Origin of the sequence: Streptomyces sp. NPDC093252 (assembly GCF_040683675.1) — a bacterium.
Taxonomy (GTDB): domain Bacteria; phylum Actinomycetota; class Actinomycetes; order Streptomycetales; family Streptomycetaceae; genus Streptomyces.
In genome coordinates this window covers 1-25,340 of record NZ_JBFBEM010000027.1, presented here as the reverse complement: position 1 = coordinate 25,340, position 25,340 = coordinate 1, and the positions used below count along the sequence as shown (strand labels likewise).

At 71.2% G+C, this 25,340-nt stretch carries 20 protein-coding genes and 3 pseudogenes; 19 read left to right on the top strand and 4 right to left on the bottom strand.

All coding sequences use genetic code 11. The features are described from left to right. Positions 1-21: 21 nt before the first annotated feature. The 3 genes from AB0O01_RS35965 (at position 22) to AB0O01_RS35955 (ending at position 2,261) form a co-directional block, all read left to right on the top strand. Complete coding sequence (locus tag AB0O01_RS35965) at positions 22-585, top strand: Lrp/AsnC family transcriptional regulator (RefSeq protein WP_365320261.1); 564 nt, start codon at positions 22-24, stop codon at positions 583-585. 223 nt (positions 586-808) lie between these two features. Then, complete coding sequence (locus tag AB0O01_RS35960) at positions 809-1,315, top strand: hypothetical protein (protein ID WP_365320260.1); 507 nt, start codon at positions 809-811, stop codon at positions 1,313-1,315. 103 nt (positions 1,316-1,418) lie between these two features. Continuing rightward, complete coding sequence (locus AB0O01_RS35955; protein ID WP_365320258.1) at positions 1,419-2,261, top strand: SDR family NAD(P)-dependent oxidoreductase; 843 nt, start codon at positions 1,419-1,421, stop codon at positions 2,259-2,261. 90 nt (positions 2,262-2,351) lie between these two features. Here AB0O01_RS35955 and AB0O01_RS35950 read toward each other — a convergent pair whose 3' ends face one another. Then, the gene (locus AB0O01_RS35950; protein WP_365320257.1) at positions 2,352-3,359 is read right to left on the bottom strand and encodes a hypothetical protein; all 1,008 of its coding nucleotides are present in this window, start codon (positions 3,357-3,359) and stop codon (positions 2,352-2,354) included. A gap of 111 nt (positions 3,360-3,470) precedes the next feature. On the opposite strand from AB0O01_RS35950, the gene AB0O01_RS35945 reads away from it, so the two are divergent. From AB0O01_RS35945 to AB0O01_RS35890, 12 genes and pseudogenes are all read left to right on the top strand, one after another. Next, the gene (locus AB0O01_RS35945; RefSeq protein ID WP_365320256.1) at positions 3,471-4,073 is read left to right on the top strand and encodes a TetR family transcriptional regulator; all 603 of its coding nucleotides are present in this window, start codon (positions 3,471-3,473) and stop codon (positions 4,071-4,073) included. A gap of 150 nt (positions 4,074-4,223) precedes the next feature. Continuing rightward, the gene (locus AB0O01_RS35940) at positions 4,224-5,390 is read left to right on the top strand and encodes an oxygenase MpaB family protein (protein WP_365320254.1); all 1,167 of its coding nucleotides are present in this window, start codon (positions 4,224-4,226) and stop codon (positions 5,388-5,390) included. 303 nt (positions 5,391-5,693) lie between these two features. Continuing rightward, positions 5,694-6,467 (top strand): glycosyltransferase family 2 protein, encoded by a 774-nt coding sequence (locus AB0O01_RS35935; protein ID WP_365320252.1) that lies wholly within the window; start codon positions 5,694-5,696, stop codon positions 6,465-6,467. Between the two features lie 82 nt (positions 6,468-6,549). Next, positions 6,550-7,005: pseudogene (locus AB0O01_RS35930) on the top strand (hypothetical protein); the annotation flags it as partial. Positions 7,006-7,977: 972 nt separating this feature from the next. After that, entirely contained in the window at positions 7,978-8,499 is a 522-nt protein-coding gene (locus AB0O01_RS35925) for a hypothetical protein (RefSeq protein WP_365320251.1), read from the top strand. Positions 8,500-8,945: 446 nt separating this feature from the next. Beyond that, a complete protein-coding gene (locus AB0O01_RS35920; protein ID WP_365320249.1) occupies positions 8,946-11,072 on the top strand; it encodes a hypothetical protein in 2,127 nt (708 codons plus the stop codon). Positions 11,073-11,151: 79 nt separating this feature from the next. Beyond that, positions 11,152-12,675: a GT4 family glycosyltransferase PelF gene (gene pelF / locus AB0O01_RS35915; RefSeq protein ID WP_365320247.1), complete on the top strand. Its 1,524-nt coding sequence runs from the start codon at positions 11,152-11,154 to the stop codon at positions 12,673-12,675. Then, entirely contained in the window at positions 12,672-14,078 is a 1,407-nt protein-coding gene (locus tag AB0O01_RS35910; RefSeq protein ID WP_365320246.1) for a hypothetical protein, read from the top strand. The genes pelF and AB0O01_RS35910 overlap by 4 nt, the downstream gene beginning before the upstream one ends. Before the next feature lie 127 nt (positions 14,079-14,205). After that, complete coding sequence (locus AB0O01_RS35905; protein ID WP_365320244.1) at positions 14,206-15,207, top strand: GDP-mannose 4,6-dehydratase; 1,002 nt, start codon at positions 14,206-14,208, stop codon at positions 15,205-15,207. 56 nt (positions 15,208-15,263) lie between these two features. Further along, complete coding sequence (locus AB0O01_RS35900; RefSeq protein WP_365320242.1) at positions 15,264-15,977, top strand: sugar phosphate nucleotidyltransferase; 714 nt, start codon at positions 15,264-15,266, stop codon at positions 15,975-15,977. Positions 15,978-15,984: 7 nt separating this feature from the next. Next, on the top strand, positions 15,985-16,896 hold the full coding sequence (locus AB0O01_RS35895) for an NAD(P)-dependent oxidoreductase (protein ID WP_365320240.1): 912 nt from the start codon (positions 15,985-15,987) through the stop codon (positions 16,894-16,896). Then, positions 16,893-17,555 (top strand): spherulation-specific family 4 protein, encoded by a 663-nt coding sequence (locus tag AB0O01_RS35890; RefSeq protein ID WP_365320238.1) that lies wholly within the window; start codon positions 16,893-16,895, stop codon positions 17,553-17,555. Before AB0O01_RS35895 ends, AB0O01_RS35890 begins: the two co-directional genes overlap by 4 nt. A 168-nt stretch (positions 17,556-17,723) precedes the next feature. Here AB0O01_RS35890 and AB0O01_RS35885 read toward each other — a convergent pair. After that, positions 17,724-18,182 (bottom strand): annotated as a pseudogene (locus tag AB0O01_RS35885) (hypothetical protein); the annotation flags it as partial. A 542-nt stretch (positions 18,183-18,724) separates the two neighbouring features. Continuing rightward, on the bottom strand, positions 18,725-18,973 hold the full coding sequence (locus tag AB0O01_RS35880; protein WP_365320237.1) for a hypothetical protein: 249 nt from the start codon (positions 18,971-18,973) through the stop codon (positions 18,725-18,727). On the opposite strand from AB0O01_RS35880, the gene AB0O01_RS35875 reads away from it, so the two are divergent. After that, positions 18,960-19,655: a thaumatin family protein gene (locus AB0O01_RS35875; protein WP_365320236.1), complete on the top strand. Its 696-nt coding sequence runs from the start codon at positions 18,960-18,962 to the stop codon at positions 19,653-19,655. The two genes, AB0O01_RS35880 and AB0O01_RS35875, sit on opposite strands and share 14 nt — an antisense overlap. Before the next feature lie 63 nt (positions 19,656-19,718). Here AB0O01_RS35875 and AB0O01_RS35870 read toward each other — a convergent pair whose 3' ends face one another. Further along, positions 19,719-21,731 carry a sigma-70 family RNA polymerase sigma factor gene (locus AB0O01_RS35870; protein WP_365320234.1) on the bottom strand — a complete coding sequence of 671 codons (2,013 nt, stop codon included), beginning with the start codon at positions 21,729-21,731 and terminating at the stop codon, positions 19,719-19,721. Between the two features lie 221 nt (positions 21,732-21,952). On the opposite strand from AB0O01_RS35870, the gene AB0O01_RS35865 reads away from it, so the two are divergent. From AB0O01_RS35865 to AB0O01_RS35855, 3 genes and pseudogenes are all read left to right on the top strand, one after another. Beyond that, positions 21,953-22,990: a thaumatin family protein gene (locus tag AB0O01_RS35865; protein ID WP_365320232.1), complete on the top strand. Its 1,038-nt coding sequence runs from the start codon at positions 21,953-21,955 to the stop codon at positions 22,988-22,990. 411 nt (positions 22,991-23,401) lie between these two features. Further along, entirely contained in the window at positions 23,402-24,592 is a 1,191-nt protein-coding gene (locus AB0O01_RS35860) for a glycosyltransferase (protein ID WP_365320231.1), read from the top strand. Continuing rightward, positions 24,589-25,340, top strand: a pseudogene (locus AB0O01_RS35855) (hypothetical protein); the annotation flags it as partial. The gene AB0O01_RS35860 and the pseudogene AB0O01_RS35855, both read left to right, overlap by 4 nt.

Here is a 25,340-nt window from a genome sequence, read left to right as displayed (position 1 = left end):
CTCCGCACAAGGAGGTCACCCATGCCGGGCTACGCGAACGAACGGTCCAGAGAGATAAAGATCGACGAGATCGACGAGATCCTGCTCTGGGAACTGACCACGGACGGGCGGATATCCAACAGCGACCTGTCCCGCAGGGCCGGCATCGCCCCGTCCACCTGCCACGCCCGGATCAAGCGGCTCGAAAAGCTGGGTGTCATCAAGTCGATCAACACCTTCGTGAACTACGAGGCGCTCGGTTTTCCGATCCAGGCCATCGTGTTCGTACGGCTCCAGGCCCAGGCCCGGGACCAGGTGAAGGCATACGCGGGCCGTGTCATTCGCTTCCCGCAGGTGCTCAATGTGTTCTTCATGGGCGGCCCGGACGACTTCCTGATCCATGTCGCGTGCACATCGAGCGCGCAGTTGCGGGACTTCGTCGCCACGAGACTCAGCACGGGCCCGGTGGCCGCGACCACCACCAGCATCGTCTTCGACCACTTCATCGGCGTGCAGCACATGGAGTACGTGAGCGGCTACGAGGAGATGCGCCGCCCGATTCCCCCGCGGGAGTCCGGGGGGACGGCGGGGGCGTTCCGTGATTGATGCCGTGCCGCAGTAGTGAGTCCCGCGGCAGGTCCCGCGCCGTGCATCCGGCCCGGAGCGGACCGCGGCCGACGAGCATGGGAGACGCGATGGTGCGGGCGAACGAGACGACGGTGCCGGTGATGCCCTGTGTGTCGGTGGCGCAGACGCTGGAGTTCTATCAGGCGCTCGGCTTCGAGGTCACCTACCGGCAGACCCGGCCCTACATCTATCTGGTGCTGGAGTGGAACGGCTTCGCGCCGCCTACGGCAAGGTCCTGGCCAAGGGCAGGCCGCGCATCACCCGGTACAGGCCCGGGGCGAGCCGGTTCACCGTCGTCGACCCGTCCGGCAACTCCATCATCTTCATTCAGCGGGACGAACCGGCGGAGCTGGAGTACGGCGGCTCCAGGAGCCTCACCGGCCTGGCCAGGGCATGGGACAACGCCAGGATCTTCAGCGAGTTCAAGAACGACGACCGCATCGCCCTGCGCGTCCTCACCACGGCCCTGCGTCGGCACGGGGACACCGCCCCGCCCCTGGACGTGGCCCGCGCACTCGCCACCCTCATCGAACTCGCCACCGCCCTGGAGGACACCGGCGACATCGAGGACTGGCGCCACCGGCTGAACGCCCTCACCCTCACCGACACCGAACGGCATCGGGTCACCGAGGGGCTCCGTGACTCCGGTGCACTCCACCTGTGGCGTACCGGGGACGCCCCGGAGGCCGGGGTGGCGGATCCGTCCTGACCTCGGCGCGGGGCGCCCGCCCGCTTCCGGCGACACTCGCGAGCTAAATTGACACTGGATGCCACACAAGTCACCCTGTGAAGGGATCGATGGATCCATTCGGATGCGAGAAGGGCTGATCGTCGTGGGCAAGACATGGTTCATCACCGGTGCCGGGCGCGGGTTCGGCAAGGAGTTCGCGCGGGCGGCCCTGGGGCGCGGCGACCGGGTCGCGGCGACGGCGCGCGACATCGGCGCGCTGGCCGATCTCGCCGATGAGTACGGTGCCGGGTTCCTCCCGCTGGCGCTCGACGTGACCGAGCGCGAGGCGGTTTTCGCCGCCGTCGCCGACGCGTACGGGGCCTTCGGCGGGCTCGATGTGGTCGTCAACAATGCCGGATACGGGCTGTTCGGCGCCGTCGAGGAGGTCGGTGCCGAGGAGTTGCGGCAGCAGTTGGAGGTCAATGTCCTGGGGCCGTTCCATGTCACCCAGGCGGTGCTGCCGATCCTGCGTGAGCAGGGCCGCGGGCACATCATCCAGATCTCGTCGTCGGGCGGTGTGGTCGCCTTCCCGCTGCTCGGCGCGTATCACGCTTCCAAGTGGGCGCTTGAGGGGCTCAGTGAGTCGCTCGCCCAGGAGACCGCTCACCTCGGCATCAAGGTGAGCCTGGTCGAGCCCGGCGGCTACCGGACCGACTGGGGCGGAGCGAGCGCGGTGCGGGCCGCGGGGCAGCCGCCGTACCAGCCGGTGCGTGAGGCGCTGGCGGTCGCGGCGGCCCGTAACCCCAGCTACGACCCGGCCGACGCGGGCGCCGCGATCCTCGCACTGGCCGACGCCGAGCAGCCGCCGCTGCGGGTCTTCTTCGGCACCTCTCCCTACGCCCAGGTGGAGAAGACCTACCAGGCACGCCTGGAGACATGGCAGCAGGGCCGGGACATCGCCGAACTGGCCGCCGGGAACCGCTGACCCCGGCACCGGCGCGCCGCACAGGTGGGGTGCGCGAGGGAGGGGGCGGACCCGGACCGGGCCCGCCCCCTCCCTCGCGCTCGCGTCCGCCTACACCCGCGCCGGTGTCTCGGCCAGGACGCTGCGCAGCCGCCGGGTCTGCTGGTCGATGGCCTGCGGGCCGTTGCCCGTGAGCAGCCGCAGGGCCGGATCGTAGACGACCCTGACGCTGCTGGGGTTGAGGGTGCCCGAGACCGGGAAACCGGCTTCCTCCAGCGCCTCGTCCACGTGGTAGTGCAGCCGGGTGCGCTTTCCCGGGACGCTGGGGTAGCCGATCCTGAGCATCAGGTTGCCCGCGCGTTTGCCGGCGGCGGCGATCTTCGTCCCCCGGAACGGGTTGTCACCGACCGGCACGGGCCAGCCCCGCTCGTCGACCCGCTGCGCGGTGGAGGTCAGGGCGATCGGGGCGTGGCAGATGAGGGACATCGGGACGCCCTTCTCACGGGCGAGGTGCAGGATCTCGCCGAACCACGGATTGTCGCGGAAGTCGACCATCGGGGCGTGACCGCCGGGGACGTGCACGAAGTCGAATCCGCCCAGGTCGAAAGGGTCGTCCGGCGCGCGATGGCGGGCCAGGACCTCCTCGAAGGAGGGGAAGGTCTTCTCCTCCAGCCGGGACAGGCGCTCCACCAGCCCGGGACGGAAGTCGGCCACCTCCTTGTCGGTCTTCGGCAGCGCCTCGGACACGGGCACGCGCCCCAGGTGGCCTTCGAGCAGCCTCAGCTCCTGCTCCCGGCGCTCGGCCAGGGGCACCCGGCGGGCGCGGAAGCGGTGGGGGTCGAAGGAACCCCGGTGCTGGGCCAGCGACGCGGACGCCTGGGCGTTGCCGATCTTCTCAATGGCGTGGATGGACAGCGCCAGGCCGTTGACGTCGAGCTGCGGCACCTTCCCGTCCGGGGTGGTGAAGACGAAGTCATGGGTGTCCTCGAACTCCTTCAGAACCTGGGCGAGTTCGACCAGGAAGAACCCGGTGGAGATCGACGGGACCTCCACGGGCTCGGCCAGCGGAAGCTCGCGGGCCGACGAGATCGGGATGAGCGCCTTGCGCCTGGTGGTCATGGCGGATGCCTCCTTGCGGACGGACAGGGCGGGTGGAACACCCCCCGCTGCAACTGTATGCCTAAAGTGTCACCCAGTGTCAAAGCTGGCGCTCGGTGGTAGGGTGGGGCCATGAAGCAGAGCACCACGGCCGTACCCGTGCGGGAGCGGGCCCGCCGGGCCATGCGCGAGGAACTGGTGACCCTCGCGCAGTCCCTGTTCGCCGAGCACGGCTACGAGTCGGTGACGGTCGAGGAGATCGCGCAGGCCGCGGGCATGTCCCGGCGCACCTTCTTCCGCTACTTCGCCTCGAAGGAGGAGCTGATGCTCGGCAAGTACGACCTCCTTGCCGACCAACTCGTGGAGCAGCTCACCGCCCGTCCGGGCGACGAGCCGCTGTGGACCTCGTTCCGGCGCTGCTTCGACACCGTGGCCGAGTACTTCGACGACCCGGAACGCACCGCCCAGGCCGCCGGGAACGTACGCCTCATCCACGCGCACCCCGCCCTGCACGCCGGTCTGTACGAGCGTCTGGCCCGGCTCCAGGAGCGCTGGGTCGACATCGTCCGCGAACGCACCGGGGACCACGACCGGAACGACCCCCGCACCCCGGCCCTCGTGGGCGCCGCGGTCGCCTGCCTGGCCGCAGCCAAGACCACCTGGGCCCGGGGCGACCAGTCCCGCAGCCTCGCCCAGCTCATCGACGACGCCATGGAGGCGGTCACCCCCGCCTGAGCGGTGATGAGCCACCGAGGAGGCCGCACGGCACCCTCACCCCGCCCTCGTGCTACCGCGCCCCTGTTCCTCCGAAACCAGGTGAATCCGCCCCCAATCCCTCGCGCGGCGCTCCCGGCACCCCGGCCCGCCCTCCGCGAGAGTCAGTGCATGACCCCGGCACAGGACCCTCCGCGGTACCCCCAGCGGCTCATCGGCCTCGAAGCGGCGCGGGCCGCACATGGCGAGACGGCCGACACCATGGCCAGGATGCTCACTGCGGGCGATCCGCTCGCCGACGCGGTGATCACGGAACTGGACGCGCTCGGAAAGGACGCCCGCCACCTCCTCAACCGTGGCCTCGCCGAGGGCCTGGACAGCCTCGACAGCCCGCCGCCGGCCGTCGCGGCCCTGCTGCGCCGACTCGAATCCGCCCCCGAGTGGGTCGACCACGAGGCGCTGGCCGCCGGGGACTCCGTCTCCCTGTCGGTTCCTCCGCACTGGAACCTCCTGGCGTTCGTCGCCGGCTCGCTCACCCACACCTACCGCTCACCGAGTATCGCCAAGCTCCTCGTCCAGACCGGACAGTTCGACAGGATGGCCCCGCGCCGACTGGCCGAGACCGGGGTGTGGCGGGCGAACGCCATCCTCCCGGGCGGACTGCTGCACGGCGCTCCCGGGTATGTGCAGACGGCTCAGGTCCGGCTGCTGCACGCCCGCGTCCGCTCGACAGCCATCGAGCACGGGTGGGACACCGCGCGGTGGGGCGTGCCCATCAACCAGGTCGACACCGCCCGGACCTGGCTCGCCTTCACCACCGTCCCCTTCCTCCTCCTGGAGCGCGTGGGCTTCGCACTCGACGACAGGGAGCAGCGGCGGCTGTACCGGTACTGGTGGTACATCGCCCATCTGCTCGGCCTGGACGAGGACCTCTTCCTCGGCATCGAGGACCACGCCGGCGCATCGCCGCTCCTGGACCTGCTCGATTCCACCATCGCACCTCCCGACGACAACAGCCGCGCCCTGGTATCGGCCCTGTACGACGCCGCCGTGCAGGTCATGGCGGCGGGGCCCGGCTCCTTCGTGACCGAGGCGGGGGCACGGGCGATGCTGCTCGCGCTGGCGCGCGACTTCCACGGCGACACCCTCGCCGACGCCCTGGGCATTCCCCCCTCCCCGGCAGCCGACCTCCTGCCCGTCATGGCGATCGGCAACACCCAGCTACGGCACTACCAGAGCGCCGCCCCCGGACCCGCGGCACAGGAGCGTGAGCTGATCGGCGCGTACTACCGCGACCTCGTCGCCGACCTGCCCGGCCGCACGGCCTATCAGACGTAGGCGCACTCCGCCCGAGCCGACCGGACCGATCCCCCCCGAGCCGACCGGACCGATCCCCCTGAGCCGTCCGGGCCGATCCCCCCCCCCGAGCCAAGCGGACCGATCCCCCTGAGCCGACGGGGCCGATCCCCCGAGCTGGCAGTAGCTTGCCCCCCGGAACGGAGCCGCAGGGATCCGCCCCGGTGTTCCTGCCCGCCCCGATCACCCCCCCGGGGCGGGCAGGACAGGCGCATGTCAGCCCCCGCTCGATCGCGGTGCTTGAATGGACCGTCGTTCGTTCCTGGTCTGGCAAGGAGAACCGCTGTGCCCCTGGTGTCAGTCGTGATGCCCGTGTACAACTCGGCAACCACCCTCGGCGCGGCCGTCCGGTCGGTGCTCACACAGACCCACACCGATCTGGAGCTGCTGATCACCGACGACCGGTCTTCCGACGGCTCCATGGACCTGCTGCGCGAGTTCGCCGCCCGGGACGAGCGGGTCCTGCCGGAGCGCGCGGCCGAACAGGGCGGCGCGGGCCGGGCCCGCAACCTGGCGATCGCGCGGGCCCGCGGCGACTACATCGCCTTCCTCGACAGCGACGACATGTGGCTTCCCGAGAAGACCGAGAAGCAGCTCGCCTTCGCCGCCGAGGGCACCGCGCCCCTGACGTTCACCTCCTACTACAAGATGGACGCCGACTACGACGGCGAGAGCACCGGCTGGGTTCCGAACGGGCGGGTGGTCCGGGCCCGGGAGCATGTGGACTACCGCGCGATGCTGGTCCGCGACTACATCGGCGCCCTGACCGCCATGTACGACCGCGCGGCCCTCGGCACCCGGCTGATGCCGGAGATGCGCAAGCGCCAGGACTACGCCCTGTGGCTGTCGATCATGCGGGACGGCGCCGACGCCCGGGGGCTGGCCGAGCCGCTCGCGGTGTACCGGGCCCACCAGGCGGGATCACTGTCCTCCAACAAGCTGTCACTCGTGCAGTACAACTGGGCCCTGTACCGCGAGCACGAGCATCTGTCCGTCCCGCGGGCGACGCGCGCGCTGGCCGGTGCCGTGTGGCAGTCCGTGCGCAACTCGCGGATCTAGTGCGCGTATTGAGTCGTGATCAATCTGTGGGGTTCGGCCCTCGTGGTCGCGGCTGATCCGATAGACCGTGTTGCGTGACACGACGGTCCGCAACCGCTTCCGGCAGTGGCGGGACGCCGGGGTCTTCGAGGCCCTGCTGGAGGGTGCGATCGCGGAGGCCGCGAAGCCGGGGTGAGGTGGACCTGTCGCTGGTCGGCGTGGATTCCACCACCGTCCGCGCCCACCACGACGCCGCCGGGATGCGCCTCGACCCGGACGCGCGGGCCGACCTGGAGATGGCGGCCGAAGAGGCGGGCAGGGCCCGGCAGAAGGGGGAGTCCCGGAGGAAGAAGCCGGGCAGGACATCGCAGGCGGCCCGGACTGGGACGAGCGGAGGCGTGTCCGGCGCCGGCGCGGGCTCCGTCTGGAGGCCGTCCTGCTCGGGCGCTCCGGGGGCGGGCGGACCGGCAGGGTCCACGTCGCCGGCGGGCGCACGTGCCGCCCGCCGGCCATCGTCCTGACCGGGGGGCGGGCCGCTGGCAGGCCGCAGTTCATCCCATCAACAGGCTGAAGGCCCGGCGGGGCATCGCCACCCGCTTCGACAAGAAGCCCGAGATCAAGTGCTTGGCGTTACTGACTGTTCCGCTGGTCCCCAAGGCCGAACCCAAAGGCAGGACACCAGAACAGGACCGCCACAATCCCTGAAGATCACTGCTCCATCATCGCGGTGCGGGTGAGCGACGACGGGGACGGTATGGACGCCAACCGCCCCCGCACGGGTACGGGCTGGCGGGAATGCGCAGAAGGACCGGGAAGCTCGGCGGGAGCAGGCAGCTTAGGAGCAGCACGCCGGGCGAGGGGACCACGATCCCGGTGGAGGTACCTCAATGACGGAACCCGAACCGATCACCGTGCCCATCGTCGACGACCATCCGGTCGTGCGGGCCGGGCTGCGGCGGGATGCCGGCGAACGAGGCCGACATCCACGTGGTCGGCGAGGCGGGCAGCGACTGCGGTCAGCCGCGGTCCGATCACCGTCGAGGACTGATCAGGTCATCGCTCTCGGGCGGCTTCCACGGGGATCTCCCTGCGCATCGACGCGAGCGACAGGGCATTGGTCCACCCACTGTCCGACGGGCCGACGGCATGGCGACCGACTCTGCCGCCGCCGCTCACCGGTACCCCTGCCCGCCTCCACCGAGCCCGTGATGGACACCATGACGGCCCGGCCGATACCCCGCCACCGATGGACCTCCTGTGAAAGTCGGCCATACGTGAGGTGTGTCAGGAACTCCGCGCCCCCTGGGAAACTCGCCAATTCCCCCACGGGCCGCACCTTCCCGCCCGGGTCCCGTCCGCTCCTCGGTCCCCTTCCTCCTCACACTCCGTGGAGTGCGCGGATACCGATCGAACGGTACGTGACGACGCCTCCACACCGTCTTCACGCATCGCACACTTTCGGCCGCGGGGCACGTTCGAGGGGCGTCGCGGGGCAGACGCTGCGCGTCCGATCTGCCTAGCCTCCCTGGCCATGCGATCAACTCTGCTCAGACGCTTCGGGCTCACCTCCGTTCTCGCCGTCGCGCTCGCCGTCTTCGGCTTCACGCCGTCCGCGAGCGCCGCCCAGGCCGACCTCACGTTCAGCACGAGCGCCGCCACCACCACGCCCGGCGGCTCGGTGAGCCTGTCGATGACGCTCACCAACAACCACACCTACGACATCTGGTTCGTCTACCAGACGATCGACCCGACGTGGCTGACCACCCAGCGGCCCGACCTGCTGTACAGCTTCACCGGCTGCACGCTGGCCACCCCGGGCGGCGGCTCCGTCCCGTGTTCGGGTACCGGTCCCGCGAATCTCGGCTCCAACTACGGCGCCACGATCCCGCCCGGCCAGAGCCGGACCGTGACCCTCACGCTGTCGGTCGACGCCGCCTCCGGCTGCAACGGCAACATCGGCTTCTACTCGTACAACTACATCGAGTTCAGCGACAGCACGAGCATCAGCGGCGGTCCGGTCTACACCCCCGAGACCCGGGTGCTCTGCGCCTGACGCACAGGCGGTTCACAGGGCGGCCGACTCCGGGGGACGGCCGCCATCCGCATACCGAGATCCACATGGGATGTAACCAGACGAAAAACGGGGACGTATACGGCCCTGTCGAGGATGTGCGGTCATGGCGGAGCAAAGACAGCGGGGCCGACAGCGACCGGGGGCAGGACCCTGACCTGCGAACATATAATCCGCCTGGGTCCGGACCTGGCGAGAACGCACCTTCCGGACGGGCCGCGCGGGCCGATTCGTCCCCCAACCCGTCGCCCGCACTTTTCCGCCACGTTCCGCTTCTGGACCACAAAAGCTACACAAGAACATCACCATGGATGCTGCGAGTGCGTCAGCGAACGTCTTAGGGGGGCGTGGCGCGGCGCATCGGGGGGGTGCGTCCGCTCTGTGCAGGAGCGGTGACCCACCCCTGCCAGGGGAGGGAAATTCACCGCATGAAGCGATCCATACGCACGGCCGCGCTCACCGTGGGCGCGGCCATCGCCGCGCTGTTGGCCCCGGCCACAGCACACGCCGACACCGTCACGCCCCGCATCGATCTGCGGGTCCTGATCGTCAGCGACGGTGGCCCGGCCACCGACGCCATCGCGTCCGAACTCGGGACCGCCGGAACGCCGTACACCGAGATCGATCTCACCGATCCCGCGAGACCCGTGATCAACGCGGCCTTCCTCGCGGACACGGCCGGCAGCGTGCCGCGCGCCAAGTACCAGGCGGTCGTGCTGCCCAACGACAATCCGTTCGCGGCCGGCAGTGCCGAGATGGCGGCGCTGGTCTCCTACGAGCAGACGTACGCGATTCCGCAGGTCGACGCCTACACCTACGCCCGTCCCCAGGCCGGACTTCAGTACCCGGTCTACGGCGGCTACTCGGGCAGCCTGGACGGGGTCACCGCGCAGGTGACCACTGCCGGTGCGGCGGGGCCGTTCGGGTATCTCGAAGGAGCCGTGCCGTTCGAGAACAACTCACCGACCGTGGGTGAGAGTTACGGCTATCTGTCGACTCCCGCGCCCGGCGCCGACTTCACCAGCTACGTGGACGCCCCGATCCCGGGGCGGACGACCCGTGGGTCGCTGGTCGGCGAGTACCGGCACGACGGGCGGCGCGAACTTGTCGTCACCTTCGTCTACAACCAGTACCAGCAGCAGTTCCGGCTGCTGGCGCGCGGCATCGTGGAGTGGATGACGGGCGGGGTGCACCTCGGCGCCTCCCGCAACTACTTCGGTGTGCATGTCGACGATGTGTTCGCGGCGGACGACCGCTGGGACTCCACACTCAACTGCACGCCGGGCGACATCGACTGTGCCCCGGGGCAGGGCGTGTCCGATCCGATCCGGATGACCCCGGCGGATGTCGACGCCGCCGTCACCTGGCAGCAGGAGCAGGGCATCACCCTCGACATGGTCTACAACGGCGCAGGAAGCGTGAACCAGCGCGAGGACAACGGTGGCGTGGATCTGCTCGCCGACGAGTTCATCGAGGACAAGAGCAGCTTCCGCTGGGTCAACCACACCTACTCGCACCCCTATCTCGGCTGTGTGCAGAACGTGACCGTGGTGCCGTGGGTGTGCGCCACCAACGCGAACGGCAGTACCCAGTGGGTCAGCGAGGCCACCATCTCCGACGAGATCGCCACCAACCGGGTCTGGGGCGAGTCCGTCGGACTGGAGCTGGACAACGAGGAGTTGGTGACCGGCGAGCACTCCGGTCTGCAGATCTCTCCGCAGCAGCCGGTGGACAACCCCAATCTCGCTCCCGCGCTCGCCGCCAACGGTATCGAGTGGCTCGCCTCGGACAGCTCCCGTGACCCCGTACAGCGTGCGGCCGGCCCCGCGACGACCGTCCCGCGCTACCCGATGAACATCTTCTACAACGCCGGGCGGGCCGCCGAGCAGGTCGACGAGTACAACTGGATCTACACCAGCCGCGCCCAGGGCGGCAGTGGCATCTGCGAGGACAATCCGGCGACCACCACCTGCCTCGCGGCGCCGCTCGACACCGCGACCGGCTACGCCGAATACATCGTGCCGCTGGAGACCAGGACCGCACTCGGGCATGTGCTCGCCAACGATCCCAAGCCGCACTTCATCCACCAGTCGAACCTGGCCGAGGACCGGATCGCCTACCCCGTCCTCGACGGTGTCCTCGACGGCTATGACGCCCTGTTCGCGGCGAGCACGCCCGTGGTGAACCTTCCGATGAAGGACCTCGGCATCGAGATGCAGCGGCGCGCCGACTGGGCCGCGGCGCTCGCCGCCGGTCAGGTCACCGCCTACCGCGTCGGCGACACGGTGACCGTCGAGGCGCCGAACGGCGTGGCCGTCACCGCGACCCTGCCCACCGGCACCACCCTGGGCGGCTCGGCGTTCGGCGGCGCCTACGCGGGCGCGGTGTCCGGCTGGACCGCCTCGGCGGGGCAGCCACTCACCTTCACCCTGCCGTCGGCCCCGGCCGCCCCGGCCGCGATCGACGACACCGCGGGGGCGGCCACCTCCACCGCACCCGCGACCACGGTGCCCCCCGGCGCGAGCCGGCAGGTGCCGTACCTCCCGGAGACCTGAGCGCGGCCTCTGCCCCGGCCGCACCGAGTGCGGCCGGGGTCGCTGCACCCACCACCGACCTCAGCCGTGGAGCCCATCCATGCACGCTTCCGATGGCGCGCGCCGTCTCGCAGCGACGCGCGTCACCCTGCTCACCGAAGGCACATACCCGCACAGTCACGGCGGGGTGAGCGTCTGGTGCGACCAGCTCGTCACCGGAATGCCCGATCTCGACTTCAAGGTGATCGCCGTGACCGGCACCGGACGCGAACCCCTCGTCTGGGATGTCCCCGCCCATGTCACCCATGTCGACTCCGTCCCCATGTGGGGTCCCGCGCCCGACGGCCGCCCGCCGCGCGGCCGGAGCCGTAACCAACTCGCCCTCGCCTACGAGCAGTTCCTCGCGGCCCTGCTCGACCCGCGCGCCGAGCACGGCTTCGCCCCCGCCCTCTACACCATGGCCCGGGCCGCGGCGGCGGGCACGCTCAGCCCCTTCCTCCGCGACGACCAGGCGATCGGCCTGCTGACCGCGGTGTGGAACCGGCCGGGCCTGACCGTACGGGAGGCCCGCCCGACGCTGCATGACGCGATCACCGCGACGGGCCTGCTGGAACACGCCCTGCGCCCGCTGGCCACACCGCTGCCCCGGGACGGGGTGTCGCACGCGGTCAGCGGCGGGGTCGCCGCGCTGCCGGGGCTCGCCGCGCTGGAACAGCACGGTGTGCCACTGCTGCTGACCGAGCACGGTGTCTATCTGCGGGAGCGCTACCTCGGCTACCGCACCGCCCCCTACCGCTGGCCCGTCAAGGCCGTCGTCCTCGGATTCTTCCGGCTGCTGGCCGAGGAGACCTACCGGCGTGCGGCGCTGATCACCCCGGGCAACCGGTACAACCGGCTGTGGGAGGAGGAGGGCGGGGCCGCACCCGAGTCGATCCGCACCGTCTACAACGGCGTCGACCCCAGCGCCTTCCCCCCGGCCGGGCCCGAACCGGTCGCACCCACCCTGAGCTGGGCCGGCCGGGTCGACCCGATCAAGGACCTGGAGACCCTGATACGCGCCTTCGCCCTGGTCCGGGGCAAGATCCCCAATGCCACCCTCCGGCTGTTCGGCGGTACACCGCGCGGCGGCGAGTCCTACCGCGAGCGCTGCGAAGCCCTCGCCGCGGACCTCGGTCACGGTGACGCGGTCACCTTCGAGGGACGGGTCGACGACATCAAGGACGCCTACGCCGCCGGGAACGTCGTGATGCTCTCCAGCATCAGCGAGGGCTTCCCGTTCACCCTGATCGAGGCCATGTCGTGCGGGCGGGCCACTGTCTCCACCGATGTCGGCGGTGTGCGCGAAGCCGTCGGCAGCGCCGGTCTGGTGGTCCCGCCACGCGATCCCGAGCTGATGGCGGACGCCGCGCTGGAGCTGCTGGGCGATCCGCAGCGCCGCCGCCAGATGGGCGAGGCGGCGCGGGCGCGTGTGATCGAGCAGTTCACCCTGCGCCAGACCGTCGACACCTTTCGCTCGATCTATCTGGAACTGGCCTCGGCCGCCCGGGTGTGGAGCCCGGCCGCCCACCGGCCGGAGCCGGTCGTGGGCGCGGCCGTCATCAGCACGAGGAGCATGGCCGGATGAGCGGACCGATGCCTCTCGACCCCGACGGCAGCCAGGGCGAGACCCTCGCCCTGCGCATGGTCAAAGCCCCGCTTCGTAAGGCCCTGCGATGGGACGAGACGATGACGCTGCGCCGGCCCAGGTTCGAGATAGACCACGCGGCGGTCGACGAACTGGCGGCCGAGCTGGCCGATCGGATCGGTCCCGCCGTGCACCCCTACGAGGTCGCCGCGCTACTGGAGTCGGAGGGCCTGACCGGTGAGCTGATCAAGGAGCGGTACGGCCACCGCAACCTCTTCTCCCTGGCCGCCGCGCTCTACGAGAAGGTGCCGCGCACCTTCCCGGAACCCGAGTCGCCACCCGACCCCTGGCGCCCGGACCATGTCCGTTCCGCCCTGCGCGGGGCCCTGTTCGCGCTGCCGGGGCTGGCGTATGTGCTCACCTCGCCCCTGTGGGACGCCGACCGTGCCCTCGCCGTACTGGTGGTGGCCGGTCTCGTCTCCTGGGCGTGGGGGCAGGCGCTCGGCCACCGGGCCTTCGCCCGGATGGTCGCCGGCCGCCGGGAAGCGGCCGTCACCCTGCTCAAGGGCGCTCCCCTCGGCGCGACTGCGGCGACCGGGGCCGGCATCCTGCTCTCCGGCTCGGGCGCCGCGATGGTCGCCGCGGCGGCCCAGTCGATGTATCTCGCGGCGGCGGGTGTGCTGCTGGTGCTGGGCAGGGAGCGGCTGCTGCTGGCCTCCCTCGCGCCGCTGGTCGCCGGGGCGGCGGTACTGCCGTGGTGGGAGCCGGGCGATGTGCTGCGCGCCGGGCTGCCGCTGCTGGCCCTGGTGGGTACGGTCGGTGCCGCCGCGGTGGTGCTGCGCACCGCCCTCGACGGCACCGCCCCGGCGGCGGACACCGTACGGCCTCCGCTCGGCCGGTCACTGCCGTACGGCCTGTTCGGGCTGGCGGCGGGCACGCTGGTGCTGCTGCTCGGGCGGGAGGAGCCCTGGGCGGTGATCGTGCTGACCGTGAGCATGGGGCTCGCCGAATGGCTGCTGTACCGCTTCCGGGGGCTGTCCGTGGCGGCGCTGCGGGCGAGTGCGACACCGGCCGGGTTCCGGCTGCGTTCGGCGGGCGTCCTCGCCCTGTGTCTCGGCTGCTATCTGCTGCCGCTGCTGCCGCTGGCGCTGCTCACCGGTTCCCCGCCCGTTCCGCTGCTGCTGCTCGCGGCGGCCCTGTGGATCGCCCTGCTGCTCCAGGCGTTCGGGGTGGCGTGGCCTCCGGCCGTGCTGTCCCTGGCCGCCGCCGCGGTGGCCGGCGCGCTCACCCTGGCCGACCCGCCCATCGCCCTGGACGCCCTGTCGGTCTGTACCGGGGCGGCGACGCTGGGCCTGCTCGGCTGGGCGCTGCGCCTGCTGGGACGACCCGCACCCCACGCATGAGTCCACCCGCCGGGCGCGGCACGCGCCACGCGCCACGCCCGGCGGGACGACGTACCGCCCCCAGCCCATCGAACCCGGCCCACACAAGACACATCACCCCGCACCATCAGCCGAAAGGAAGTACGCGTTGACCACCGCACCACTCGCCGCCGTCACCGGAGCCGAGGGTTTCATCGGCTCCCACCTCACCGAGGCGCTGGTCGCCTCGGGGCACCGGGTGAGGGCCATGGCGCAGTACAACTCGTTCTCCTCCTACGGCTGGCTGGAGACCCTGCCGAAGGACGTCCTCGACCAGGTCGAGATCGTCCTCGGCGATGTCCGCGACCCCGGATCGGTGCGCTCCCTGCTCGAAGGCGCCGAGTGTGCCTACCACCTGGCCGCGCTCATCGCGATCCCGTACTCGTACCAGGCGCCGCACAGCTACGTCGACACCAATGTCACCGGCACGCTCAATGTGCTGGAGGCGGTGCGCGCCCTCGGTACGCCCCGGCTGGTGCACACCTCGACCAGCGAGACGTACGGCACCGCGCAGACGGTGCCGATCACCGAGGACCACCCGATCAACACCCAGTCCCCGTACGCCGCTTCGAAGGCGGGCGGTGACCGGCTGGCGGACAGCTACCACGCCAGTTTCGACACGCCCGTGGTGACGCTGCGGCCGTTCAACACCTTCGGTCCGCGTCAGTCGATGCGGGCCGTGATCCCGACCGTGATCGGCCAGATCGCGGCCGGGGAACGCATCATCACCCTCGGCGATCTGCGTCCGACCCGGGACTTCTGCTACGTCAAGGACACCGCGCAGGCGTTCCTCGCCGTGGGCGGTGCGCCCGCCGGGCAGGTGGTGGGGCGCACCTTCAACGCCGGTACCGGCGGGGAGATCTCGGTCGGCGACCTGGTCGCGCTGATCGGCAAGGTGATGGACACCGGCCTCGACGTACGTGAGGACTCCGCGCGCATCCGGCCCGCGAACTCCGAGGTGATGCGGTTGGTCGCCGACGCGAGCCGACTGACCGCGGCGACCGGCTGGCGGCCGGCGCACTCCCTGGAGGAGGGCCTCGCGCGCACCGTGGAATTCTTCCGCGACCCCGCGAACCTCGCCCGGTACAAGACCGGCATCTACAACATCTGACGGACAGCACGTCCACGAGAGCCCGAAGCACACTACGGACACCAAGAAGGAGTCCCATGCACGCTGTGATCCTGGCAGGAGGCAAGGGCGTCCGGTTGCGGCCCTACACCACCGCGCTGCCCAAGCCGCTCGTGCCGATCGGAGACCAGCACGCCATCCTGGAGATCGTGCTGCGGCAACTCGCGGCGGCGGGGTTCAGACGAGCCACCCTCGCCATCGGTCATCTCGGCGAGATAATCCGCGCCTACGTGGGTGACGGCAGCCAGTGGGGCATGGCCGTCGACTATGTCTCCGAGGAGAGCCCCCTGGGCACCATGGGACCGCTGGTCACCATGCTGGACAAGCTGCCCGAGAGTTTTCTCGTCATGAACGGGGACATCCTCACCGACCTCGACTACGCGGGCGTCCTGGGCGCCCACCGCGCTTCCGGTGCGCCCCTCACCATCGCGACGTACGCCCGCAAGGTGCACATCGATTTCGGGGTGCTGACCACCACCGAGGGCCGGGTCGTCGCCTTCACCGAGAAGCCCAGCATGGACTACCGCGTCTCCATGGGCGTGTACGGGCTGTCCCGGTCCACGCTGGACGGTTACACGCCCGGGCTGCCGCTGGGCTTCGACGAGTTGGTGCTCGACCTGCTCGGCCGCGGCGATCCACCGCACGCCTACGAGTTCGACGGGTACTGGCTGGACATCGGCCGCCCGGACGACTACGACCAGGCCAACGCCGAGTTCACCACCCGCAAGTCGCTGTTGCTCAAGGGAGCCTGACCAACCGATGCGCATTCTCGTCCTCGGCCTCACCGGCTATCTGGGCGGCCATGTGGCCGGGCATCTGCGCGCCCTGGAGGGCGTGCGGGTGCTCGGCGGCGGCCGGTCCTCCGCCGCCGGGTTCGGCATCGACCTCGCCACGGTCCACCCGGACGACCTGGCGAACACCCTCAAGGAAGCAGCGCCGGACGCGGTGATCAACTGCGCGGGTGCCACCGGGGGCGACGCGGTGACCCTCGCCGAGGTCAACGCCCGGGGCCCGGCGGTACTGTGCGCCGCCCTGCGCGACGCGGCGCCGTCGGCGCGGCTGGTCCATCTGGGCTCGGCCGCCGAGTACGGCCCCGGCGTACCGCACTCCACAGTGACGGAGTCGGCGGCCACCCGCCCGCTGTCCGTCTACGGGGCCACCAAGCTCGCCGGTACGGTCGCCGTCTCCACATCGGGGCTGGACGCGGTGGTGCTGCGGGTCGGGAACCCGCTCGGGGCCGGTGCGCCGGTCACCGGGCTGCCGGGCCGGCTCGCCGGACTGCTGCGCGCGGCCGGCAACGACCCCGACGCGGTTCTGCGGCTGGGCGATCTGTCGGCGTACCGTGACTTCGTGGACGCGCGGGACGTGGCGCGGGCGGCGGTGCTCGCGGCGCGGGCGCCGGGGCCGCTGCCGGCGGTGCTCAATATCGGCGGCGGTCGGGCGACCCCGGTACGGGACCTGGTGCGGGCGCTGGCCCGGATCGCCGGGTTCCGGGGGCGAATCGAGGAGAACGGCGGCGGATCGGCCCGGTCCGGAGAGGTCTCGTGGCAGTGTTCGGACATCACGGCCGCGGGGTCCGCGCTCGGCTGGCGGCCCTCGTACACCCTCGACGACTCCCTGGGCGCGCTGTGGGCCCAGGTGGCACGGCCGGAAGGTGTCCGGATTCCGTGAGCCTGCTCGTTCCGCTGTACGTCCATCCGGCCGAGGACCCCGGCGCGTGGCATCGCCTGATCGAGGCGGCCTCGCACACCTATGGCGTGGTGCTGAACCCGGCGAACGGCCCCGGTACGGAACCCGACCCCGCGTTCACGGCGGTGGCCGGGGCGCTGCGGGAGGCCGGCGCGCGGCTGCTCGGTTATGTCGACACCGACTACGGCACCCGCCCGCAGTCCGAGGTGATGCGCGATGTGCTGCGCCACCACGAGTGGTACGGCACCGAGGGCTGCTTCCTCGACCAGGTGACGGCCGCGCCGCAGGAACTGTCCGCGTGCCGACGCCTGGTACGCGGGGTACGCCGCCTCGGTGCCTCGCCCATCGTGCTCAACCCGGGCGCGCATCCGGCGCCGGGGTACGCGCGGATCGCGGATCTGGTGGTGACGTTCGAAGGGCACTGGTCGACCTATGTGTCGGCGTTCAGCAGACCGACCTGGACGGCCAGGCACCCGCCGGAGCGGTTCTGTCATCTGGTCTACGGCGTACCCGAGGCGCTGGTGCCGCTCGCCGTGCGGACCGCGCACGCGCGCGGCGCCGCGGTCGCCGGCCCGGTCACGGGGGAACTGCCCAATCCCTGGGCGGGGTTGTCACCCGCGCTCAGGGAAGCGGAGCGCTGACACAGCACTGGCCGCGGTCCCCTGGGCTCTCAGCCGGTCGAGGCCGGGGAACCCGAGAGCCCGGAGCGAGGGCACGAGCCCGTAGGGGCGGACCCCTACGGCCTCATCAGTACGGACGTCCATCAGTACGGACGTCCCGCCCTGGGACGGACTAGGGAGCGTATTCGGTCATGACCGAGGAAGGGTCTTGGTGAGGTCCTCGATCCAGATCATCGAGGCGCGGAGGTGGAGGCCGGCGAGGTGGCTCTCGGGCTTCTTGTCGAAGCGGGTGGCGATGCCCCGCCGGGCCTTCAGCCTGTTGATCGGGTGCTCGACGGTGTTGCGCTCTTCGTGGAGTTCGGCGTCGTGGCCGACAGGCCGGCCACCCCGGCTGCCCTTCTTCTTCCTCCGGGACTCCCCCTTCTGCCGGGCCCTGCCCCCCTCTTCGGCCGCCATCTCCACGTCGGCCCGCGTGTCCGGGTCGAGGCGCATCCCGGCGGCGTCGTGGTGAGCGCGGACCGTGGTGGAATCCACGCCGACCAGCGACAGGTCCACCTCACCCCGCTTCGCGGCCTCCGCGATCGCACCCTCCAGCAGGGCCTCGAAGACCCCGGCGTCCCGCCACTGCCGGAAGCGGTTGCGGACCGTCGTGTCACGCAACACGATCTATCGGATCAGGCGCGACCACGAGGGCGAACCCCACAGATTGATCACGACTCAATACGCGCACTAGATCCGTGACCCGGCGGGGCGCGGGACGCGGAAGGTCCTGACATCACCGGACCGGCGCCGACCTGACCCGCCCCGCCCCGTCCCGCTCCACCGCCCGGCTGACCGTGACACCGCCCCTCGCCCACTTCAGCCCCGGCCACCGTCCCCCGCCCCCTTTCCGTTATCCAGCGCCAAGAGCCCTGGTCTCCACTACGGAAACCCCCGCCGACCGCACCGCATTGCCTCGCACGGCAGTGCATCGCGGCGCGGCGGAACCGGATGTGGAGCGGACAGGAGTGTGGTGACATGCATCGTGGCCCAAAGCCCATGCGCCGACGAGGGCACGCGCGAGGTGTGCCGGGTCGGCATCGTGTCTCCGGGGGGCGGCGGCGCTCACCGGGACGCCGTGGCCGGGCCGTCCTGGCCGCCGCGGTGTTCCTCACCTGCCTCGCCGTGGCGGCCGGTCTGCTGATCAACCGTCAGCAGACGGGAGACGACGCCATAGCGGCACCGTCGTCGTCCACATCCCCCTCCACGCCCCGTACGCCGGAGGCCGACCCCACCTCCGTCCCGAGCCCCTCGGCGACGACCTCGCCGCGGACCGGGTCGCCGTCGCCCTCGGCCTCGCCCGGGGCGCGGAAACCGAGCCCCGCCACCCCCTCGCCGTCCCGGACCGCCGGGCAGCCCGCGGATCCGGGCCCCGGCCAGCGGACCATGACACTGGTCAACCGCCTCGACGAGACGATCTGGCCCGCGGTCGCCGAAGACCCCGATCGTCCGGTGGGCGTGACGACCACGGGATGGGAGCTGCGCCCGGGGGCCAGCGTCAGTTTCACCATCCCCGACCACTGGGAGGCCCGGGTGTGGGCGCGCGCCGGTTGCGACTTCGACGGCGCAGGCGAGGGGCGCTGTCTGTCCGGGGACTGCGGCGCGTTCGAGTGCGGACGGACCTGGGGAGAATTCCCCTCCACCCTGGGCGAGTTCAATCTGAACGCCTGGAACGGCATGGACTTCTACAACGTCAGCCTGGTCGAGGGCAACAACCTGCCCATGTGGATCAACAGTGACGGTGGTTCCACCCCCGACAGGATCGACGAGAACGGATGCTCCGACCTGGGATGCACCCGGGACGCCAACGCCATGTGCCCCGACGAACTGCAACGCGTCCGGGACGGTCGTGTGGTGGCCTGTCTGAGCGCCTGCCTGGTGTACGGCACGGACCAGACCTGCTGCACGGGTGAGTACGCCGAGCGGTCGAAGTGCGTGCCTTCGTCGTGGCCGGTCGACTCCGCGGCCGTGTTCGAGAAGGCCGAACCCTTCGCCTACTCCTATGTCAACGACGACGAGACGGGCGTACTCACCTGCTCCGGAGACTGCGACTACCGCATCACCTGGGGTGTGAGCCCATGACCGCACGGCTGCCCCCGGCCGCCGGGCCCTGTTGCCGGTGGCCGGGGGCAGCCGCGCGGCCGGTCAGCGCGCGGCCCGGAAGGCGCGGCCGGCCGCCGTCGCCGTCGTCCCGTCCGTGAACAGCCCGCTGCTCGGCTTCGCCGGGTCCGCGCCCAGCCCGAACCACGCGTAACGCTGCACGTAGGAAAGGTCGTTGAGCGCCTCCGTGGACGCGGTGACGAAATCGGCCTGCTGCTCGGCGGAGGGGAAACGGGTCCCCTGGGAGAAGTCGATCAGCGCGTACTCGGTCAGCCAGATCGGCTTGCGGTAGCGCTCGTACACCGCGGCCAGGTAGGACGTCAGTTGGTCCACGGCCTGCGCGGTGCGGAAGTCACCCCCGTACCAGTGGACCGTGATGAAGTCCACGCGGTAACCCTTCGCCTCGGCGCCCGACATGAACCGGTCCAGCCAGCCGCCCGGGGTGTCCGCCCCCGTCGCGACGGCGGGGCTGCCCAGAACCCGCCCCGCCGCCATGAGCCTGGGCCACAGCTCCAGCGCCCTGTCCACCGACATGTTCGACTGTTCCGCCATGTCGGGTTCGTTGAAGCCCAGCAGATAGGGGCCGTTCGCGCGGGCCTGGGTGAGCTGGGCGTCGGTGACGGACGCCTCGCCCCAGATCATGGGGACGAAGGAGGCCGACGCGGGGGTCGAGACGCCCGGATGCTGACTGTTCCAGTTGTAGTACCAGCGCGCCCCGCTCGCGCCGAGCGCCTGGCTCACTCCATTGAAGTCCCACACCCCGACGCCCTTCTTGTCCCCGGCCGCGACGGGCACGGGCGCCGCCGCGGACTGCTGCGGCGGAGCCGACTCCGCCGAGGGTCTTGGCGACGGGCTGGGGCCGGAGGACACGGACGGAGACGGAGAGGGAGAGGGGGAAGGGGTGGGAGTCGGGGTGGGGGTGGAGGTGGTGGGGATCGGTGCGGGCGGGGTTCTCGTGTCGGCCGGGGTCGAGGAGTCCGCGTTGAAGTGGGTCACGATCAGCGCGGTCACCGTGACGACGACCGCCACCGCTCCCGCCGAGCCGGCGATGGTCCGCCCCCGTGTGCCGCGCGGGCGCGGACCACGGCGGCGGTGCGCTCCCGCGAGACCGTGACCCTCCGTCGCCGAGTGCGCGGAGACCGAGGGCGGCGCGCCGACGCCCGGGGCGGGGTCCAGGACCGAGCCGCCGCCCTCGCCCTCCGGGCCGGAGTCCATGTCCCCCGGCCCGGAGGGCGTCGCACCCCCGTCGGTGACAGCGGTCAGCACCCGGCCCGGGTCGAGACTGGACGGCAGAGCCACCAGCGGCAGCCCGCTCAGCAGCCCGCCCATCGGCAGCAGATCCTCGTCCCGTCCCGCACACACCGGGCAGTCGCGGACGTGACGGGCGAACCGCTTGCGCCAGAGCGGGCTCGGGGTACCGCCCCAGGTGGCGGCGGTCTCGTCGAGCACCGTGCACCGCGGCACGGCCGCCAGCGCCCGCACCACCAGCCTGGACACCTCCATCTGCTGCTTCATCCGCTGCACCCGAACCGCGGCGTGCCGGTCGGACAGGCCCAGCGCGGTGGCGAGTTCCGCCCGCTCCAGCTCGCCGGTCTCCTCCAGCCACCACAGGGACAGCAGTTCCTGGTCGTCCGGGTCGAGCCAGCGCGTGGCCTCGGCGACCTCGCGGCGCTGCTCGGTGAGTCCCAGGCGCAGGATGGTCAGACCGACGAAGTCGAGGGCCGGGCTGGGTATGGCCTCCGCGTCCTCGAGGTGCGCCCGGCGGTCGCGGTCCGACGCCCGCAGGTTCTCCCGGTTCCGTACCTGCCGGATCGTGATGGACACCAGCCAGGACCGGAACGCGGACGGGTCCCGCAGTTTCGGCAGCCCCCGCACCATGCGCAACAGCGTCTCCTGTACGACGTCGTCGACATCGGCGTGACCGTTCAGGGCCCTGCCGACGATGTTGTAGACCAGTGGCAGGCACTGCCTCACCAGTTGCTCCAGGGACTGTCTGTCGCCCGAGCGTGCGGCCGTCACCACGCCGGGGTCGGGTCCACCCCTGTGGGTGTTGTGCATGTGGGCCTCTTCTTCCGCTTGCGGTCCGGCAGTGCCGGGTCCGGCACCGGACCCGTGAGCACTCTCCCTGAATCGGAGACCCGCCGACGCCGCCGACGACAACAGAAATGAGCAGGACGGAAGAATCGGCGGTTCGGCGACGGAAATGTGTTGTCCGGCCGTCCTCGGCGTGGTCACCGATGTGTAGGGACGGATCCGAAGACCACGAGGAAGGCGCCGGCATGGCACGACGACGACGCAGCAGGCACAGCACGAGACGACCGCGACGCGGCTGGTGGTACGCGGGGACGGTCGCCCTCACGGTCGCCGGGGTCCTGATCGCCTACGGGGCCTGGTCGCCGTCCGGCAGCGACGGGGCCCGCACGCAGGACCGCGAGGCCGCCGCACTCCCGTCCGCGCCGCGCCCCGCCCCGCCCGCCTCCCCGAGCGGCACGGCCTCCCCGTCCGCCTCCCCGTCCGCCTCCGGCTCCGCCGAGCCCGAGCCGTCGGCGACCAGGACACGGAAGCAGGAGCCGGACAAGGAGCAGCGGGAGCCGACCGCCGAGCCGGGCGACCCCTCGGTCGCGCAGCCGTCGACGGCGCCCGCCGGGCGGCGACTGATCACCGTCGTCAACGAGACCCAGAAGACGATCTGGGCGGTCGTGACCAACACCCCCGTCTACCCGGAGGGCCGCAAGCTCACCCCGGGCCAGAGCATGTCGGTGACCGTGGAGAACGACTGGGGCGGACGCATCTGGGGCCGCACCGGATGCGCCTCGACGGCGGCGGGGAAGTGCGCGACCGGCCACTGCACCAGCGTGTGCGGCGGCTACAACCCGCCCACCACACTGGGGGAGTTCACCTTCGACGCCTACGCGGGCATGGACTTCTACGACGTGAGCATGGTCGACGGCTCCAACCTGCCCATGTACATCAACGTCTCCCACACCACGACCGTCGACCCCGTCAGCTCCTCGGGCTGCTACCAGGGCGTCTGCACCTCGGAGGTCGACTGCCCCACCGAGATGCAGGCCGTCTCGGGCGGCCAGGTCATCGGCTGCAAGCCGCCCTGTGAGGCGTTCGGCGGCAACACCTACTGCTGCCTCGCCGAGTGGGCGGGCCGCGAGAACTGCATCCCCTCCAAATGGCCGGTCGACTACACCCAGGTCTTCAAACGCGCCGCTCCCTACGCCTACTCCTACGCCTTCGACGACTCGGCGACGATGTCGTGCAAGGGGGCCTGCTACTACCGGGTGACATTCGGGACGACCGGTACCTAGCCGGAGCGGCGCGGCAGGCCGGAGCGGGTCGACGTGAGTCGATCCGCGCTGTTGCGATACGAAAGACGCGAACGGAAGTTGCCCCTGATCCCGGAGAGCCGCACGGGACTCGCCGGGCCGTCCGGGGCGGCATCCGACCGCCCTCGCACCCGCTCCGCCCCTGCCGAGGATCGCCCGCCAACCCAGCAATATCCCCAACTGCACCTGTTTACTTGCTCTTTGAGAGAGAGTCTTGGATCGGCTCGAGGGCCTCCGTCATATGGCCGGACATTGATTGTGATCCGGCCCTGCCCGATGGATCATGGATGTCCCGAGACCGAAGGGCAGGTCGAACCTTTGCTTGCACCTGCACAACCCGGACCCCTGACCGTCGTCTGGATCACAGCCAGTTATCCCCCCGAGGTCACCGGCGTGGCACTGGGGAACGCGGAACGCGCCCGCTGGTTCGCGGCCCGTCCGGACGTACGGCTGTGTCTGCTGGTCCCCGATTCCGCTGTCGGAGTCAGCCCGGTCACCGCGGCCGTCGCGCCCGCCCCGGAGCTGTACCCCTATGCCTCCAAGCCCTGGCTGCCCTACCCGGTACTGCGCGTACCGCGCCGGGCGGCCCTCGCGCAGATCGACGCGGCACTGGAGCGGATCGCGCCGGACCTGGTGGTCGTCACCGACCCCGAACGCTCCTACATGTTCGCCTCGTGGGGGATGCCGGGACACGCCCACGCCCGGCGGCACGGCGTGCCGTACGTGGCCCAGTACCAGAGCGACTACCTCAACTTCGCCGCCAGCTACCCGCTCTGGCGCCATCTGCGCACACCGGTGTTCCGGCCGGTCATGCGCCATGTGTACCGCCACTTCGACGCCGCCCTCTGCGCGACCCCGCACGCCGCCGCGACCCTGGGTGGGCTCAGTGACGTACCGACCCGGCACATCCCCTTCGTCGGTGTCGACATCGGCGACTTCGGCGCGGACCGGGCCGACCCCACCGTCCTCACCAGGCTGGCACCGCGCTACGACGGCCGCGGCCGGCGCGTGCTCTACCTGGGCCGTCTCGCCCGGGAGAAACGGCTGGACCTGGTCATCGGAGCCTTCCTCAGGCTCAGCGCCCTCCCGGGCAACGAGGACCTCTCCCTGTTCATCGCCGGGGAGGGCCCTCGGGACATCACCACCCGGATCAGGAAACTGGCCGCGGCCTCACCCCGCATCCACCTCCTCGGCTTCGTCCACGGCACCGACCGCAGCGCCCTGTACGCCGCCAGCCATGCGTTCTGCACCGGCTCGCCGTACGAGACATTCGGCCGTACCGTCGTCGAGGCGATGGCGTCCGGGGTCCCGGTGGTCACCCCCTCCAGCGGAGGCATCAGCGACACCCTCGCCGACGGGCACCACGCCTATCTCTTCCCGCCCGGGGACGCCGGCGCCCTGGTCGAAGCCCTGCGCGCGGCGCTCGCCGACGAAGGGAAGGTCACCGGCCGGGCCCGCACGGCCGCCGCCCGGTTCGCCACCGAGAGGGGCTGCGCGCAGCTCCTCGCCGGCTATCGGCGCCTCACCCATGCGTACGTCCCGCACAGGCCGGTCGATGACACCGGCTCAAGGAGGCTTTCGTGACGCGACAGGAGTCAGCCCCGGCAGCAGGCACCATGGAGTCGTCGCCGACACGGCATCCCCTGAACCGCTCAGCCGTACAGACCGGCCGGACCGAGTGGACCGGGCGGACCGGCCGGACCGGGCGAAGCGGGCTGAAGGGCCTCGACTGGTGGCGGCCCCGATCCGTCCGGTTCGTCGCGAACGACCCGCCGAGCAGCGCGCTGTCCGCGTTCCTCGCGTCGATGGAGGCGGCCTTCGAGCGCGACGGACATCGCGTGGGACACGCGGCGGAGTCGGCGACCTCGGCTGCCTCGGCGACCGATCTGGCGCTGGCCGTCGTCCGCGTACCGGAGGGCGGCTCCCCCCTGAGCGAGCGGGTCGAAGAGGCACCGATGCCGCTGCTCCTCAGGGTGCGACGCGCACACGGCTCACTCGGAAACGTCGCCCACTCGGTCGCCGTGGTCGAGGTGCCCGAGCGGATGAGCACCATGGGCCACGCCGAGGCGGTCCACACCGGACGAGTCCTGATGGCGCGTCTCGGGGCACCCAAGGTCGTGGTCGTGACCGTCGACGCGGCGACGGACGAAGTGATCGAGGCGACCCTGTGCACGATGGAGGGCGGGCACCCCTCCGAGACTTCGGGGACGGGGACGGGGACGGGGACGGGGACGGGGACGGGGACGGGGACGGGGACGGGGACGGGGACGGGGACGGGGACTGTGTCCGGGCCGTGGCCACCGGCTCCGGCCTCTGGATCCTGTCGTGGAAC

Excerpts from the sequence above, each read along its gene's own strand:
- AB0O01_RS35895 (WP_365320240.1), top strand. The coding sequence starts at position 15,985 with ATGCGCATTCTCGTCCTCGGCCTCACCGGCTATCTGGGCGGCCATGTG.
- AB0O01_RS35900 (WP_365320242.1), top strand. The coding sequence starts at position 15,264 with ATGCACGCTGTGATCCTGGCAGGAGGCAAGGGCGTCCGGTTGCGGCCC.
- AB0O01_RS35965 (WP_365320261.1), top strand. The coding sequence starts at position 22 with ATGCCGGGCTACGCGAACGAACGGTCCAGAGAGATAAAGATCGACGAG.
- AB0O01_RS35910 (WP_365320246.1), top strand. The coding sequence starts at position 12,672 with ATGAGCGGACCGATGCCTCTCGACCCCGACGGCAGCCAGGGCGAGACC.
- AB0O01_RS35925 (WP_365320251.1), top strand. The coding sequence starts at position 7,978 with ATGCGATCAACTCTGCTCAGACGCTTCGGGCTCACCTCCGTTCTCGCC.
- pelF (WP_365320247.1), top strand. The coding sequence starts at position 11,152 with ATGCACGCTTCCGATGGCGCGCGCCGTCTCGCAGCGACGCGCGTCACC.
- AB0O01_RS35920 (WP_365320249.1), top strand. The coding sequence starts at position 8,946 with ATGAAGCGATCCATACGCACGGCCGCGCTCACCGTGGGCGCGGCCATC.
- AB0O01_RS35865 (WP_365320232.1), top strand. The coding sequence starts at position 21,953 with ATGGCACGACGACGACGCAGCAGGCACAGCACGAGACGACCGCGACGC.
- AB0O01_RS35940 (WP_365320254.1), top strand. The coding sequence starts at position 4,224 with ATGACCCCGGCACAGGACCCTCCGCGGTACCCCCAGCGGCTCATCGGC.
- AB0O01_RS35870 (WP_365320234.1), bottom strand. The coding sequence starts at position 21,731 with ATGCACAACACCCACAGGGGTGGACCCGACCCCGGCGTGGTGACGGCC.
- AB0O01_RS35875 (WP_365320236.1), top strand. The coding sequence starts at position 18,960 with ATGACACTGGTCAACCGCCTCGACGAGACGATCTGGCCCGCGGTCGCC.
- AB0O01_RS35955 (WP_365320258.1), top strand. The coding sequence starts at position 1,419 with ATGCGAGAAGGGCTGATCGTCGTGGGCAAGACATGGTTCATCACCGGT.
- AB0O01_RS35945 (WP_365320256.1), top strand. The coding sequence starts at position 3,471 with ATGAAGCAGAGCACCACGGCCGTACCCGTGCGGGAGCGGGCCCGCCGG.
- AB0O01_RS35950 (WP_365320257.1), bottom strand. The coding sequence starts at position 3,359 with ATGACCACCAGGCGCAAGGCGCTCATCCCGATCTCGTCGGCCCGCGAG.